Annotated in this window: 10 protein-coding genes; 2 read left to right on the plus strand and 8 right to left on the minus strand. The window is 72.4% G+C overall.

Going from position 1 to position 14,067, the window contains the following annotated elements; all coding sequences use genetic code 11:
* Positions 1-135 precede the first annotated feature (135 nt).
* From OHB04_RS11945 to OHB04_RS11955, 3 genes are all read right to left on the minus strand, one after another.
* Complete coding sequence (locus OHB04_RS11945; protein WP_326687661.1) at positions 136-1,590, minus strand: aldehyde dehydrogenase family protein; 1,455 nt, start codon at positions 1,588-1,590, stop codon at positions 136-138.
* Positions 1,591-1,882: 292 nt separating this feature from the next.
* Positions 1,883-3,817: a PucR family transcriptional regulator gene (locus OHB04_RS11950; protein WP_326807436.1), complete on the minus strand. Its 1,935-nt coding sequence runs from the start codon at positions 3,815-3,817 to the stop codon at positions 1,883-1,885.
* Between the two features lie 57 nt (positions 3,818-3,874).
* On the minus strand, positions 3,875-6,145 hold the full coding sequence (locus tag OHB04_RS11955; protein WP_442814820.1) for an ATP-binding protein: 2,271 nt from the start codon (positions 6,143-6,145) through the stop codon (positions 3,875-3,877).
* Positions 6,146-6,453: 308 nt separating this feature from the next.
* On the opposite strand from OHB04_RS11955, the gene gabT reads away from it, so the two are divergent.
* The gene (gene gabT, locus OHB04_RS11960) at positions 6,454-7,803 is read left to right on the plus strand and encodes a 4-aminobutyrate--2-oxoglutarate transaminase (protein WP_326692688.1); all 1,350 of its coding nucleotides are present in this window, start codon (positions 6,454-6,456) and stop codon (positions 7,801-7,803) included.
* Positions 7,804-8,199: 396 nt separating this feature from the next.
* The gene (locus OHB04_RS11965; RefSeq protein ID WP_326807438.1) at positions 8,200-8,829 is read left to right on the plus strand and encodes a phosphatase PAP2 family protein; all 630 of its coding nucleotides are present in this window, start codon (positions 8,200-8,202) and stop codon (positions 8,827-8,829) included.
* On the opposite strand, the gene OHB04_RS11970 is transcribed toward OHB04_RS11965, so the two are convergent.
* The 5 genes from OHB04_RS11970 to OHB04_RS11990 form a co-directional block, all read right to left on the minus strand.
* Complete coding sequence (locus OHB04_RS11970; protein WP_326807439.1) at positions 8,816-9,304, minus strand: hypothetical protein; 489 nt, start codon at positions 9,302-9,304, stop codon at positions 8,816-8,818. The two genes, OHB04_RS11965 and OHB04_RS11970, sit on opposite strands and share 14 nt — an antisense overlap.
* 174 nt (positions 9,305-9,478) lie before the next feature.
* Positions 9,479-10,903 (minus strand): NAD(P)/FAD-dependent oxidoreductase, encoded by a 1,425-nt coding sequence (locus OHB04_RS11975; protein WP_326687666.1) that lies wholly within the window; start codon positions 10,901-10,903, stop codon positions 9,479-9,481.
* A gap of 175 nt (positions 10,904-11,078) precedes the next feature.
* Entirely contained in the window at positions 11,079-11,933 is an 855-nt protein-coding gene (locus OHB04_RS11980; protein ID WP_442814821.1) for an ABC transporter permease, read from the minus strand.
* Entirely contained in the window at positions 11,933-12,904 is a 972-nt protein-coding gene (locus OHB04_RS11985; protein WP_326687668.1) for an ABC transporter permease, read from the minus strand. Before OHB04_RS11985 ends, OHB04_RS11980 begins: the two co-directional genes overlap by 1 nt.
* Positions 12,901-14,037 (minus strand): ABC transporter ATP-binding protein, encoded by a 1,137-nt coding sequence (locus tag OHB04_RS11990; RefSeq protein WP_326687669.1) that lies wholly within the window; start codon positions 14,035-14,037, stop codon positions 12,901-12,903. The genes OHB04_RS11985 and OHB04_RS11990 overlap by 4 nt, the downstream gene beginning before the upstream one ends.
* Positions 14,038-14,067: the final 30 nt, after the last annotated feature.

A 14,067-nucleotide genomic window follows, 5' to 3' on the forward strand; every position in this document is an offset into this window, starting at 1 on the left:
CAGAATCCAGAGGTCCCGGCCCCGCCCACAAGGTCCCTCCCCCACAAGCCCGCTGCCGGGCACCCCGAAGGGCACCCGGCAGCGGTGGCGGCATCGCCGATGTTGGTGGTCGTCAGCGAGGGAGACCCGAAAGAGTCACAGGTCGAGGCCGGTGAGGACCATGACGCGCTCGTAGGTGTAGTCCTCCATCGCGAACCGGACGCCCTCGCGGCCGACGCCCGACTCCTTGACCCCGCCGTACGGCATCTGGTCCGCGCGGTAGGAGGGGACGTCGCCGACGATCAGGCCGCCCACCTCCAGGGCGCGGTGCGCGCGGAAGGCGGTCTGCACGTCGTGGGTGAACAGTCCCGCCTGGAGGCCGTACTTGGAGGAGTTGACCGCCTCGAAGGCGGCTTCCTCGCTGTCCACCTTGGTGAAGGACATGACCGGCCCGAAGACCTCCTCGCAGCCGATCTGGGTGTCGGCGGGCACGTTCTCCAAGACCGTCGGGGCGACCGTCGCGCCCTCGCGCTTGCCGCCCGTGAGCAGCTTCGCGCCACGGGAGACGGCCTCCTCGACCCAGGACTCGACGCGCTTGGCGGCGTCCTCGCTGACGAGGGGGCCGACGTCGGTCTCGTCGTCGGAGGGGTCGCCGGTCCGCAGTGCCTCGACCGCCGCGACGACCTTCGGGACCAGCCGGTCGTAGACCGAGGCGTCGGCCACCACGCGCTGCACGGAGATGCAGGACTGGCCCGCCTGGTAGTTGGAGAAGGTGGCGATGCGCTGGGCCGCCCAGTCCAGGTCGGCCTCGGAGGAGTAGTCGGCGAGCACGACGGCCGCGCCGTTGCCGCCCAGCTCCAGGGTGACGCGCTTGCGCGGCGCCGAGTCGAGGATGGACCAGCCGACCGGCGCCGAGCCGGTGAAGGAGATGATCGGCAGCCGCTCGTCCTGGACCAGGCCGGGCATCTGGTCGTTCGGCACCGGAAGCACCGACCAGGAGCCGGCCGGAAGGTCCGTCTCGGCCAGCAGCTCGCCCAGCAGCAGGCCCGACAGCGGGGTGGCGGGCGCGGGCTTGAGGAGGATCGGGGTGCCGACCGCGATGGCCGGGGCGACCTTGTGCGCGCACAGGTTGAGCGGGAAGTTGAACGGCGCGATGCCGAGCACCGGGCCGTAGGGGAAGCGGCGGGTGTAGGCCAGGCGGCCGGTGCCGCCCGCGTCCGAGTCCAGCCGCTGGGCCTCGCCGCCGTTGAACCGGCGCGCCTCCTCGGCCGCCCACCGGAAGACGGAGATACAGCGGCCGACCTCGCCACGCGCCCACTTCATGGGCTTGCCGTTCTCCGCCGAGATCAGCTCGGCGATCTCCTGGGTGCGCTCGACGAGGCGGGTCACGACATGGTCGAGAGCGGCGGCCCGTACGTGCGCGGGGGTGGCGGAGAACTCTCCGGCCACCGCAGCCGCCGCGGCCACAGCCTCCTCCACCTGGTCCGCCGTGGGGATGCTGACACTGCCGACGTGCCTGCCGTCCCAGGGCGAGGTGACATCGAGCGTGCTGTCGCCGGTGGCCTTGCGGCCGGCGAGCCAGAATGCGTGAGGGGAAGTCGCTGTCGTCACTGCGGATCGCCTTCCGGAAGGGGGGAGGTTGGCTCACTCCGAGAGTGTGGGTCCACCGTAGGGCGTGCGGGCCCGGCCGCTTCTTGTCCGCTGCGTAGCATCTGACGGGTAGGGTGCTACGGATTGGCTCTTTACGCGCTTCCCCGGACTGTCTTGGGGCCGTGAGCTGGGACTTCGAGGCGGCTGGAGCTTCGGGCTCCGGGTCAGCCGGGCTCCGGCCGGCTGGGGATTCCGGTCCGCTGGGATTCCGGTCCGCTGGGGATTCCGGTCGGCTGGGGCTTTGGGCTTCGGGTCAGCTGGTGGCTTTGAGGGCCAGCCACAGCTCCATGCGCACGTCCGGGTCGTCCAGGGAGCGGCCGAGGATCTCCTCCACCCGGCGCATGCGGTAGCGCAACGTGTGCCGGTGCACGCCCAGTTCGGCGGCGGCGGCGTCCCACTGGCCGTGCCGGGACAGCCAGGCGCGCAGCGAGGCGACCAGGTCGCCCCGGCCGTTGGCGTCGTGCTCGCGCAGCGCGCGCAGCAGCCCGTCGGCGAACGCGCGGACGGCGTCGTCGGCGAGCAGCGGCAGCACCGAACCGGCCGCCACATCCTCGTGCTCCACCAGCGGTACGCCACGGCGCCGGGCGACGGAGAGGGCCTGGTCGGCCTGCTTGAAGGCGACGGCCGCCGCCGGGAGGCCGATGGGGGCCGAGACGCCGATGGCCAGCCCCTCCTCCCCCGCCCCGCTGCCGCGCCGTCCCGGCTGGGCCAGCGGGTTGGTGGCCGCGAACTCGCCGCAGGCCGCGACCGCCGCGCCGCCGTCCGACGCCAGGACGACCAGCCGCGCCCCGTCGGGAACCACGAGCACGGCCTCACCGTTGCGCGCCGCCGCCGTCTCCATGGCGTCGGACAGCTCCTCCAGCGGCCACACGGCCCTGCCGGGGGCGCCGCCGTCCGCGGGATCGGTCTGCGGGCCGCTGCCGGAGCCGACGACCACGCCGGCGGTGGCGCGGGACTCGTCACCGGAGCCGGAACCTGAACTGGAGGCGGAGCCGGGCCCGGGGCTCTGTCTGGAGGCCGATCCGCCTCTGCTGCCGGACGCGGCGCCGGGCCGGGAGCCGACCGCGGCCCCCGACTGATCGATGGTGCTCCCGGACTCCGGGGCGGGGGCGGCGGAGCCGGTCCAGGCAGCGGACCCGGACTTGGACGCGGAGCCGGACTGGGACGCGGAGCCGGTCCGGGTCCGCGCCGCGTGGGTGGCCAGCACGCTCTCCTGCGCGACCCGCACGGCGGCACCCGAGGCGGGCTCGGCCACGATCACCCGCATCGGCGCGTCCAGCAGCCCTCCGTAGAGCTGACCGGAGACCGCCCGCGCGTGATCGCCCTCCCCCACCAGCAGCATCTTCAAGACCGCCGCGCCCAGCCTCTGTTCCGCCTCCTGGAGGGCGCGCGAACGCTCCGTCGTCAAGGTGAGCAGGGCGATCGCGGAGTGCACGGCGTAGCGCTCGGCAGTGCCCAGCGGAGCCGCCGTCCCCACGGCGAGCACCGCCTTGGCGCGCCTGCCGCTGCCCACCGATTGCAGCTCGACGCGGTCATCGCCGCTGTCCGACTCGCTGACCAGGGCGCTGGCCGGCGTAGGCCGGTCCCGCAGCCGGACGGCGTCGCCGATGAAGCGGGAGGCGCGGCGCACCGCCCAGGACGGCGCGGTGGCGACGACGGCACCGGAGGCGTCGTAGAGCGCGGCCCAGCCGTCCACCTGCGAGGCGAGCCGCGCCAGCAGCGCCGCCGGGCCCTCGCGGGAGAGCGCGGCGCGGGTCATTTCGCGCTGCGCGTCGAAGCCCGCCGTCACCGCGCGGTATTGCTCGGCGGCGATGGCCGCGGAGACCGCCTTGCTGATCGCGATGAAGGGGGTGCGTCTGGGCACCTCCAGCAGCGGCAGGCCGGCGCTCTCGCAGGCGTCGGTCAGCGCCTTCGGCACCCCTTCGTAGTTGACCCCCGCGGCGAAACCGAGCCCGACCACGTCCTTGCCGACCAGCTTGTCCACGTAGGCGTGCATGGCCTCCGGGTCGGCGGCGTCCAGCTTGAGTCCCGTGAAGAGGATCAGCTCGCCGCCGTCCATGTACGGCGTGGGGTCGGCCAGCTCACTGGCGTGCGCCCACCGCACAGGCACGTCCAGCCGATCGTGCCCCGCGAGCACGGAGAGCCGGAGTGCGGAGTGCTGAACGAGCGTGGCAAGAGTCGGTGGCATAACGCACCTCACCGTACAGGCGTCCTGCCGAATTCGGTCATTCGGCCATTCTCCCGGTCACTCCCCCAACTTTGTGAGGATGGGAGGCGTACGCTCACCGCGCACCGTAGTCAGAGAAAGCACCAGATGCTCGGGCTGCAACTCGTTGGCCAGGTCGGATGCCGACCAGCGCTCCCGCTGCTCACTACGCACCGTGACCGACTCGGCTGTGACGTGCTTGCCGGTGGCCAGCCGCCGCACGGCGTGCAGGACGCGGGTGAACGGCTCGTCGGAGACCAGCTGGCGGTTGGTGACCGTACGGGTCTGCACCCACTCGGTGCCCCACACCTCGGCGAACCGTTCGGCGTCCCACGGGGTGACCCCGGCGCACACCATCCGGCAGCCGACCGCGCCCAGCAGCGGGCCGCGCAGCGGCTCGGGAACGTCGTCCAGCGCACGCAGGGTCAGCAGCACCCCCGCGTGCGCCGAACGCAGCCGCTGGAGCCCGCGCAGCGCCTGAGGGGTCACCGTCTGGGCCGCGTCGTCCAGCACCAGGCAGGCGAACAGCGACTGATCCCCCCGGGCGACCGCGCACTCGGTGAACTGCGCAAGGATCAGCCGCGCCAGGATCCGGGACGCCTCCGCGTGTCCCCGCTCGGGCAGGTCGATCCGCACCCGCAGGGGGTGCTCCAGGGCGCGCGGGGAGAAGGTCCGCCGTCCATCGGCGCGGGCTACGCCCTCGGACTGCTCGGGCTGGAAGAAGTCGGCGAAGGCCGGACGGTCGAGCAGCGCTATCCGGTCCGCCAGCAGCGCCGCGAGATCGCCCGCGCGCCCGGACTGACGCTCGAAAGCGTCGAGTTCGCGCAGCTGGGCGCCCTGGTTCGCCGCGCGCAGCTCCTGGCGCAGCCCGTCGAGCGCCACCGCACCTCCGTCCAGCAGCTCGCGCAGTTCCGGGACGGCGGGGAAGCGGCCGTGCACGGCGGCGAACGGGCCGATGAGCTGCGCCAGCGAGGTGGCGGCCCGCCTGCTGTCGCCGCCGGGGAGGGTGGCGGTCAGGTCGCCGACCAGCGCTTCGGCGAGCATCCCCGCCGCCTCGTCCGGGTCGGTCGTCCCGCCGTAGAGATCGAGGTCGTGGGTGGAGTCGGGGTGGCCGATACGGATGACAAGGTCGAAGGACTGATCGGGCACGAACTGCGCCCCCGCCGGACTCACCGCGATCACCGCCGCCTGACCCGCCAGCGCCTGGAGGCAGAGCGACTCCACGACGGGGCGCGCGAGCCTGCTGGTCTTGCCGGTGCCCGGCGGCCCGACCGCCAGGGCCGAGGTGCCCAGCAGCGAGGGGTCGAGCGCGACCCCGGCGCCCCGGTACTCGTGCGGGTTGCGCTCGACATCGGGTGCGGTGCCGATGCGGACCTGCCGCAGGGAGAGGTCGTGCCGGGCGGCTCGCAGGGGCAGATCGCGCGCCCCCGAGGGGTGGCCGCACGCCTCGGACCCGCGAGCGAGCACGCTGTCGGTGAACGCCTTGAGCCGCTGCGGCTTGGCGCGTACGGACTGCCAGGCCCGGTCGATGCGGGCGTGGTCGACGTCCGTCATCCGGCCCGCCCGCACCTCGTCCGCCAGCCGGTCCGCCGCCTCGCTCGCGCCGCCCCCGCGCAACTCGGGCCACTCGACCGGGTCGAGGTGCGGCGGCGGCTGCGGTACGGGGGCCACGGGCAGGTCCGGCGTGACTCCGCCCTGCCTCCGGCCTCCCTCCCCACGCAGCCGCGCGAGGGCCCGGCGGCCCAGCTCGTCCCAGCGGCCGATGCGGCCGAAGAAGACAACGAGCGACACGAACACGACGGCGTAGTAGCCGTTGGCGATGTATGAACGCGCTTCTGTGCCCACGGAGTCAGGGGTCATGGCGTACAGCGGCCAGAGCCAGAAGCTGCCCAGATACCCGTTCCACAGCAGCGACCAGAGCAGCCAGCCGATGAGGAAGGCGACGAGCGCCCCGCTGATGAGCTGGCGCGCGGGAATGCGGTCGGGGTCCTCGGGCCGGCGGGGCTCGTAGCCGCAGCGCCAGACGCCGGGCAGCGCCTCGGGGCGGGGCAGCCGCAGCCAGTCGGCCAGCGGCGGGCCGGAGACCGGCGCCCCGGCGGGCCTCGGCGGTGGCCCGGCGGACGGCGGCCCGGACGGAGGCGGCACGGCTGCCGGGGAGTGGCGCGGCACGGCGGCCGACGGTGGCGAGGCCGGGCGCGCGGGGGCGGCGGGGACGCCGTTGCCGCCGGGCTCGGGCGAGGTCTCCCCCCAGGCGTGCCCGGAGTCGTACGCGCCGTCGCCCGTGCCCTGCTTCCGGTGGGGAAGCCCCATGTCCATGTGCTGCCTCTGCTCCCTGACGCCCCGACGCACCGGCCCGGCGAGGCCGACGCACTCCTGTCCCAATCTAGCGGCCGACCACCACAGTTGGACTACGGCCGTGAGCCCGTCCCGCCCTGCCGTGACCGCACCTGTCCCCATACGTGCCCGGCCCCGCCGCGAACCACGGGTGACGCTATGTCCGTGACGGCCAACACGCGCTCCGCACTTCTCCGGAGCGGCGCATGTGTCGGCCCCCGGGGTGCCCCTAGCCTGCGAAGTGCCAGACCCCCGTTCCTCCCGAGGAGTGCGCTATGACCGCAATGACGGAACTGTCCGGAGGCCCCACCCTCCCCCAGGAGCGGCGCGTCGTCACCGCCATCCCCGGGCCCAAGTCGCAGGAGCTGATGGCCCGCAAGCAGGCCACGGTCGCCAACGGCATCGGCACGGTGATGCCCGTCTTCGCGCGGCGCGCGGGCGGCGGAGTGCTGGAGGACGTGGACGGCAACTCGTTCATCGACTTCGGCTCCGGCATCGCCGTGGCCTCGGTGGGCAACAGCGCCGAGGCCGTGGTCCGCCGGGCGACCCAGCAGCTCGGCGACTTCACGCACACCTGCATGATGGTCACGCCTTACGAGCCGTACGTCGAGGTCTGTGAGGAGCTGGCCAAGGTCACCCCTGGCGACCACGCGAAGAAGAGCGTGCTGTTCAACTCCGGCGCGGAGGCCGTCGAGAACGCCGTCAAGATCGCGCGGGCGCACACCGGCCGCCAGGCCATCGTCGTCTTCGACCACGGCTACCACGGCCGCACCAACCTGACGATGGCGCTCACCTCCAAGAACATGCCGTACAAGCACAGCTTCGGCCCGTTCGCGCCCGAGGTCTACCGCGTGCCGGTCGCCTACCCCTACCGCTGGCTGACCGGCCCCGAGAACTGCGCCGAGGAGGCGGCGGCCCAGGCCATCGACCAGATCACCAAGCAGATCGGCCCGGACAACGTCGCGGCCATCCTGATCGAACCGGTGCTCGGCGAGGGCGGGTTCATCGTCCCGGCAGAGGGCTTCCTGCCGCGTCTCCAGCAGTTCGCGCGGGACAACGGCATCGTCTTCGTCGCCGACGAGATCCAGTCCGGCTTCTGCCGCACCGGCCAGTGGTTCGCGTGCGAGGACGAGGGCATCGTCCCGGACCTGATCACCACGGCGAAGGGCATCGCGGGCGGCCTGCCGCTCGCCGCCGTCACCGGCCGGGCCGACATCATGGACGCCGCCCACAGCGGCGGCCTCGGGGGCACCTACGGCGGCAACCCGGTCGCCTGTGCCGCCGCGCTCGGCGCGATCGAGACGATGCGCGAGCAGGACCTGCCCGCCAAGGCGCGGCGCATCGAGGAGGTCATGAAGCCGCGCCTGGAGAAGCTGGCGGCGCAGTCCGACGTCATCGGCGATGTGCGCGGACGGGGCGCCATGCTCGCCCTCGAACTGGTCAAGCCCGGCGGCAAGGAGCCCAACCCGGAGGCCACCGCCGCGCTCGCCAAGGCCTGCCACCAGCAGGGCCTGCTCGTGCTGACGACCGGCACCTACAGCAACGTCGTCCGCTTCCTGCCGCCCCTGGTGATCAGCGAGGAGCTGCTCAACGAGGGTCTGGACATCCTGGAGGACGCGCTCTCCGGTCTGTGAGCGACAGCCGGCAGGTGCGGCGGGCGGGCCGGCCGTGCCGGACCGTGCGGGGTGCGGGCGTTCGGTCGCCCGCACCCCGCGCGCAGGAGATGTGGGGGATGACGGTGGCGGGAGCGGTACCCGTGAAGAATCTGTGCGGGGGCGATGTCCGCTGCGTAGACCGACTGTCCGGCGCTGTTGTCCTGCCGTACGGTTTCCGCAGATGCCGGGATGTACGGGGGATCGCCCCCGGAATTCCGGTCCGAGCCCGTCACTCCCCTGGACAGGCCCGGTCGTGCCCTCGCGCACGCTCCACGGCGATCGGTTGACAGCGTGTCCCATACCCCCCGGGGCCCGCGGAAACCCGGTCGCCCCGGCCGCCCCGGAACTCTCCCCCCTGTTCCCGGGCGGCCGACCATGTTTGCGGGGGTCCCCGGTCTGGCAGCCACGCTTCTGTGCGCCATCGCCTTCGCGCTGTTCACCTGGCAGGTGCTCGCGAACGGACCATTGCGCCGCTGGGACGAGGCAGCGGGTGACGCCCTGCGGGCCGCGCCGCCGCCCCGCGAAGCCGCCGAACTCCTCGCCGATCTCGGCAATCTGTCCGTCGCCCTTCCCCTGCTTGCCTTGGCCATGGCGCTGACGCTCCGGCACAGCCGTGGCCGCGACTGGTGGCCGGTTCTGTGCTACGCCCTCGCCATGGGCGTCATGGCCCCGTCCGTCACCGGTCTGAAGGCGTGGGTCGACAGGACGGGGCCCCTGGGTGGCGGCGGCTTCTTCCCCTCGGGCCACGCCGCCACGACGGCTGTCGCCCTCGGGGCCGCGGCCCTGCTGCTCACCGGCCGGCTCCCCGCCCTCGCCGTACGCGCCGTATGGGCCGCCGCCGCGATCCTGACGGTGGGCAACGGGCTGGGGCTCGTATGGCGCGGGTATCACTGGCCGCTGGATGTGGCGGCGAGCTGGTGTCTCGGGGTGCTGCTGCTGGCGGCGGCCGACGCAGCCGCCCGCCGTGGCTCCCCGCTGTCCGGCCGGGGTCTCATCCGTCGTTGAACCCCCTCGCACCGCCGTCGTCCTCGTGGCCGGCGATCCGTGCGGCGGCCTCGTGCAGGGCCATTTCCACCACCACCGGGTCGTTGAGCGTGCCCCGTCCGTCAGGGGGAACGAGCCAGCGGGTGCCCCCCGTGGCCCGCCCCGGGTACGGCACGACGACCCAGGTGCCCTGCCCGGCACAGCGCACGCCGGTGCCCAGCCAGCGGGAGGCCGTGCCGGGCGGAACGAAGAAGCCGACGCGGGAGTCGCCGAAGTCCGCGAGGACGGGCCCCGGCTGGTCCAGACAGCCGGTGAGCACGTCCAGCGCGGGGTGTCCGAGTGCGGAGCTGACGATCAGGACGTCCCACAGCCGCCCGGCGGGCAGCAGGGTGACCCCCAGCGGATTGCTTTCCCACGCCCGTCGGCAGGCCGCCGGGTCCGGAGCGGCCGACGCCAGCCACTCCACAGCGCCTTGGGGCCCCGCCCTGCCACTCATGTCTCAGCCTTTCCTCGTGACTGCGTACGCCATCACGAGGGAGAGCCGGCCGGTGCGGAATCCTTACAGCACTTCGCCGGGGTTTCTCCGCGAGACTTCGCCCGGTTCTTCCGTGAGACTTCGCCGGGGTTCTCCGCGAGCCCGTCCGGCAGGGGACCGGCGCCGAGCCCGGCCTCAGCTGTCGAAGCCCATACCCACCTTGTCCATCGCCTTCAGCCACAGGTTGCGGCGTCCGCCCCCGGCGTCGGAGCGGGCCAGCGACCACTGGGTGAGGCCGATGCCCGCCCAGCGCGCCGGCTCGGGCGGGAAGGGCAGCGGCTTCTTGCGCACCATCTCCAGCCCGGTGCGCTCCGTACGCTCCCCCGCCAGCAGGTCGAGCATCACCTCGGCCCCGAAGCGGGTGGCGCCCACGCCGAGTCCGGTGTAGCCCGCCGCGTAGCTGACGCGGCCGTCCATGGCCGTGCCGAAGAACGGGGAGAAGCGCGAGCAGGTGTCGATGACGCCGCCCCAGCGGTGCGAGAAGCGGAGCCCTTCGAGCTGGGGGAAGCAGCGGAAGAAATGGCGGGCGAGCGTGGCGAAGGTCTCCGGCCGCTGGTGGTAGTCGCGGGAGACGCGGCTGCCGTAGTGGTACAGCACGTCGTAGCCGCCCCACAGGACGCGGTTGTCGGCGGTGACGCGGAAGTAGTGGAAGTGGTTGGCGCTGTCGCTGAGGCCCTGGCGGCCCTGCCAGCCGATGGCGGCCAGCTGCCGCTCGCTGAGCGGTTCGGTCATCAGCGCGTAGTCGTAGACCGGGACGATGTACGGGCGTACGCGGCGCAGCAGCGAGGGGAAGGCGTTGGTGCCGAGCGCGATGTGGCGGGCTCGGACCCGGCCGTAGGGGGTGGCGATGGCGACCTCGCCGCCGCGGGCGCCGATGCGGGTGGCCGGGGTGTGCTCGTAGAGGCGGACGCCGGCGCGCTCGCAGGCCCGCTTGAGGCCCCAGGCCAGGCGGGCGGGGTTGACCATGGCGACGCCGGCGCGGTCCCACAGCCCGGCCAGGAAGGTGGGCGAGTCGGCCTGGGCGCGCACCTCGTCGCGGTCCAGCAGGGTGAGTTCGTCCCCCAGGCCCAGCGCGTCCGCCTGTTCGGCCTGCTCTCGGAGTTCGGCCACCTGGTGCGGCTCGGTGGCCACGACGATCTCGCCGGTGCGCTCGAAGTCGCAGTCGAGGTCGTAGCGGTCGACGGCCTCCTCGATGGCGTCGAGGTTGCGCAGGCCCAGCCGCTCCAGCTGGACGATCTCCTCGGGCCAGCGGGCGAGTCCGTTGCCGAAGCCGTGGGTGAGGGAGGCGGCGCAGAACCCTCCGTTGCGGCCGGAGGCGGCCCAGCCGACCTCGTCGCCCTCGACGAGCACGACGTCCCGGGCGGGGTCGCGCTCCTTGGCGAGTAGCGCGGTCCACAGGCCGCTGTAGCCGCCGCCGACGACGAGCAGGTCGCAGTGCTCGTCGCCGATGAGCGCCGGGCGGGCCTCGGGGCGGTGTGCGGGATCGTCCAGCCAGAAGGGGGTGGGCCGGGCGTCGGCGAGGGAGCGGAGGGCAGCGTCGGAGGCTACGGCATCGCTCACGGTTATCGGCTCCTTGTTGGTTCCCGTACGGGTGTTCTCGCGGGCCGGGCCCCGGGATCCGGCCTCGGCTGCGGCGTGAGCGGGGTGCGGGCCCCGAGGTGCGGGCCCCGAGGTGCGGGCCTCGGGCGCGGCCCGCCACGTCAGGTCTTCCCGCCCGCTCAGGTCTCCCGCCTGCTCAGGTCTTCTTACGGCGGTTCGAGATGATCTGTCCGCCGAGCACGATCGCGATCGCGAGGACGAACATCGCCGAGCCGATCACATTGACCTGTACCGGCACCCCCCGCTGCGCCGCTCCCCACACGAACATGGGGAAGGTCACCGTGGAGGGGCCCGCGTTGAACTGGGTGATGATGAAGTCGTCGAAGGAGAGCGCGAAACTCAGCATCGCGCCTGCCGCGATCCCCGGCGCGGCGAGCGGGAGCGTGACCCGCCAGAAGGTCTGGAAGGGCCCCGCGTACAGATCGCGCGCCGCCTCTTCCAGCCTCGGGTCCATGCTCATGACCCGCGCCTTGACCGCGACCACGACAAAGCTCAGACAGAACATGACGTGCGCGATCAGAATCGTCATGAAGCCGAAGCTCACCCGCATGTTGAGGAAGAGCGTGCCGAGCGAGGCGGCCATGACGACCTCGGGCATGGCCATCGGCAGGAAGATCAGCGCGTTGGTGGTGCTCTTGCCCCGGAAGCGGTAGCGGGCCAGCGCGAAGGCGGCGAACGTGCCGAAGGCGGTGGCGATGAGCGTCGCCAGCACGGCGATCTGGAGGCTGAGCCCCAGCGAGCCGCACATGTCGGCGACACCGCAGGGGTCGGTCCACGCGTCGGTGGAGAACGTGCGCCAGGCGTAGTTGAAGCGGCCGGCTGGCTTGTTGAACGAGAACAGCAGGACGACGAGGTTGGGCAGCAGCAGATACGCCAGCGCCGCGCAGCCGGCCAGGACGACGGCGTTCTTGCGCAGCCGGCGCAGCAGCGCGGCCAGGGCCGGTGGCGGGGAAGAGGCGCGAGTGGAGGCGGAAGCGGGAGTGGAGGGCATCAGACCAGCTCCTCCGTCCCGGCCTTGCGCATATAGACGCTCACCATGATCAGAATGAGTGCCATCAGGATGAAGGACATCGCCGCCGCCGTCGGGTAGTCGAGGACGTTGAGGAACTGCTTCTGGATGGCGTTGCCGACCATCTGTTCGCTGGGAGAGCCCAGGAGCTGCGCGTTGATGTAGTCACCGGATGCCGGGATGAAAGTGAGCAGCGTCCCGGCCACGACGCCCGGCAACGACAGCGGGAAGGTCACCTTCCGGAAGGTCGTCGAGGGTTTGGCGTACAGGTCACGTGCCGCCTCGTGCAGCGAGGTGTCGATCCGCTCCAGGGAGCTGTAGAGCGGAAGGATCATGAACGGCAGGAAGTTGTACGTCAGTCCGCACACCACGGCCAGCGGGGTGGCGAGCACCCGTTCGTCACCGGTCAGGCCCAGCCAACTCGTCACATCCAGGATGTGCAGGGAGCTGAGGGCGCCGACGACGGGGCCGCCGTCGGACAGGATCGTCTTCCAGGCCAGGGTGCGGATGAGGAAACTGGTGAAGAACGGCGCGATCACCATCACCAGTACCAGATTGCGCCAGCGCCCCGCCCTGAAGGCGATCATGTAGGCGAGCGGGTAGCCGATCAGCAGGCACAGGATTGTCGCGGAGGCCGCGTAGAGGAACGAGCGGAGGAAGTGTTCGCCGTAGGTGCTGAGCGCGTCGGTGTAGTTCGAGAACTGCCAGGTGACCCGGAAGCCGTCCTCCAGCGAGCCGCTCTGCACGGACGTGGACGCCTGGTAGAAGAGCGGCGCCACGAAGAAGACGGCGAGCCACAGACCGGCGGGCAGCAGCAGCCAGTAAGGCGTGAGGCGGCGGCGTGGGAGCCGCCCCGCGCCTCCTTCCGCCCCTGCTTCGGGCCCGCTCGCGGCGTCCGGGCCCGCGCCGGAGGGCGGCGTGGCCGAGGACGGGACGGGGGCGACGGCGGTCATACGGTCTCCTCGCCCGCCGTCACGTCCTGTGCGGCGTCCAGAGCGAAGGTGTGTGCGGGCCGCCAGTGGAGGACGACGCGCTGGCCGGGCACGAGCCGCGTGTCGCGCTCGATGTTCTGCTCGTAGACGGTCAGTCCGGGGCAGGCCGGGGTCTCGACGAGGTAGTGGAGCGAGACGCCGAGGTAGCCGGCGTCGGTGATGCGTCCGGTGAGCTGGTTGCGGCCCTCGGGTATGGCGTGCGCGTCGTCCGCGTGGGCGAGGGAGATCTTCTCGGGGCGCACTCCGACCAGCACTTTCACACCGGCCTTCGGGGCCTGAGCCGCGCAGCGTGCCGTGGGCAGCCGCAGCGTGGAGTCCGCACCGGGGGCCTTGACCCGGAGTTCACCGTCGTCGCCCGTCTCGTGGGAGAGGACCTCGGACTCGATGAGGTTGGAGGTGCCCAGAAAGTTGGCGACGAAGGTCGAGCGCGGATTCTCGTACAGTTCGGCGGGCGGCCCGAGTTGTTCGACCCGGCCCCCGTACATCACCGCGACGCTGTCGGCCATGGTCATGGCCTCCTCCTGGTCGTGGGTGACGTGCACGAAGGTGATGCCGACCTCGGTCTGGATACGCTTGAGTTCGAGCTGCATCTGACGGCGCAGCTTGAGGTCGAGGGCGCCCAGCGGCTCGTCGAGCAGCAGCACTTCGGGGCGGTTGATCAGCGCGCGGGCCAGGGCCACCCGCTGCTGCTGGCCGCCGGAGAGCCGGCGCGGCTTGCGGCGGGCCATGTCGCCGAGCTGGACGAGGTCGAGCATCTCCGCGACCTGCTTGCCGACGGACTTGACCCCGCGCCGCCGCAGGCCGAAGGCGACGTTCTCCTGGACGTCCAGGTGCGGGAAGAGCGCGTAGTTCTGGAAGACGGTGTTGACGGGGCGCTTGTGGGGCGGGAGGCGGGTGATGTCCTTGTCACCGAGGAGGACGCTGCCGCCGGTGGGCTCCTCCAGGCCCGCGATCATGCGGAGCGTGGTGGTCTTGCCGCAGCCGGAAGCGCCGAGGAGCGCGAAGAAGGAGCCCTCGGGGATGGTGAGATCGAGCGGGTGCACGGCGGTGAAGCCGCCGAAGGTCTTGCTGATACCGGAAAGAGTGATGGTCATGGCCGGTCCTCGGGGGTGAGGGGGGCTGGG

It is taken from the genome of Streptomyces sp. NBC_01775 (assembly GCF_035917675.1).
Classification (GTDB): domain Bacteria; phylum Actinomycetota; class Actinomycetes; order Streptomycetales; family Streptomycetaceae; genus Streptomyces.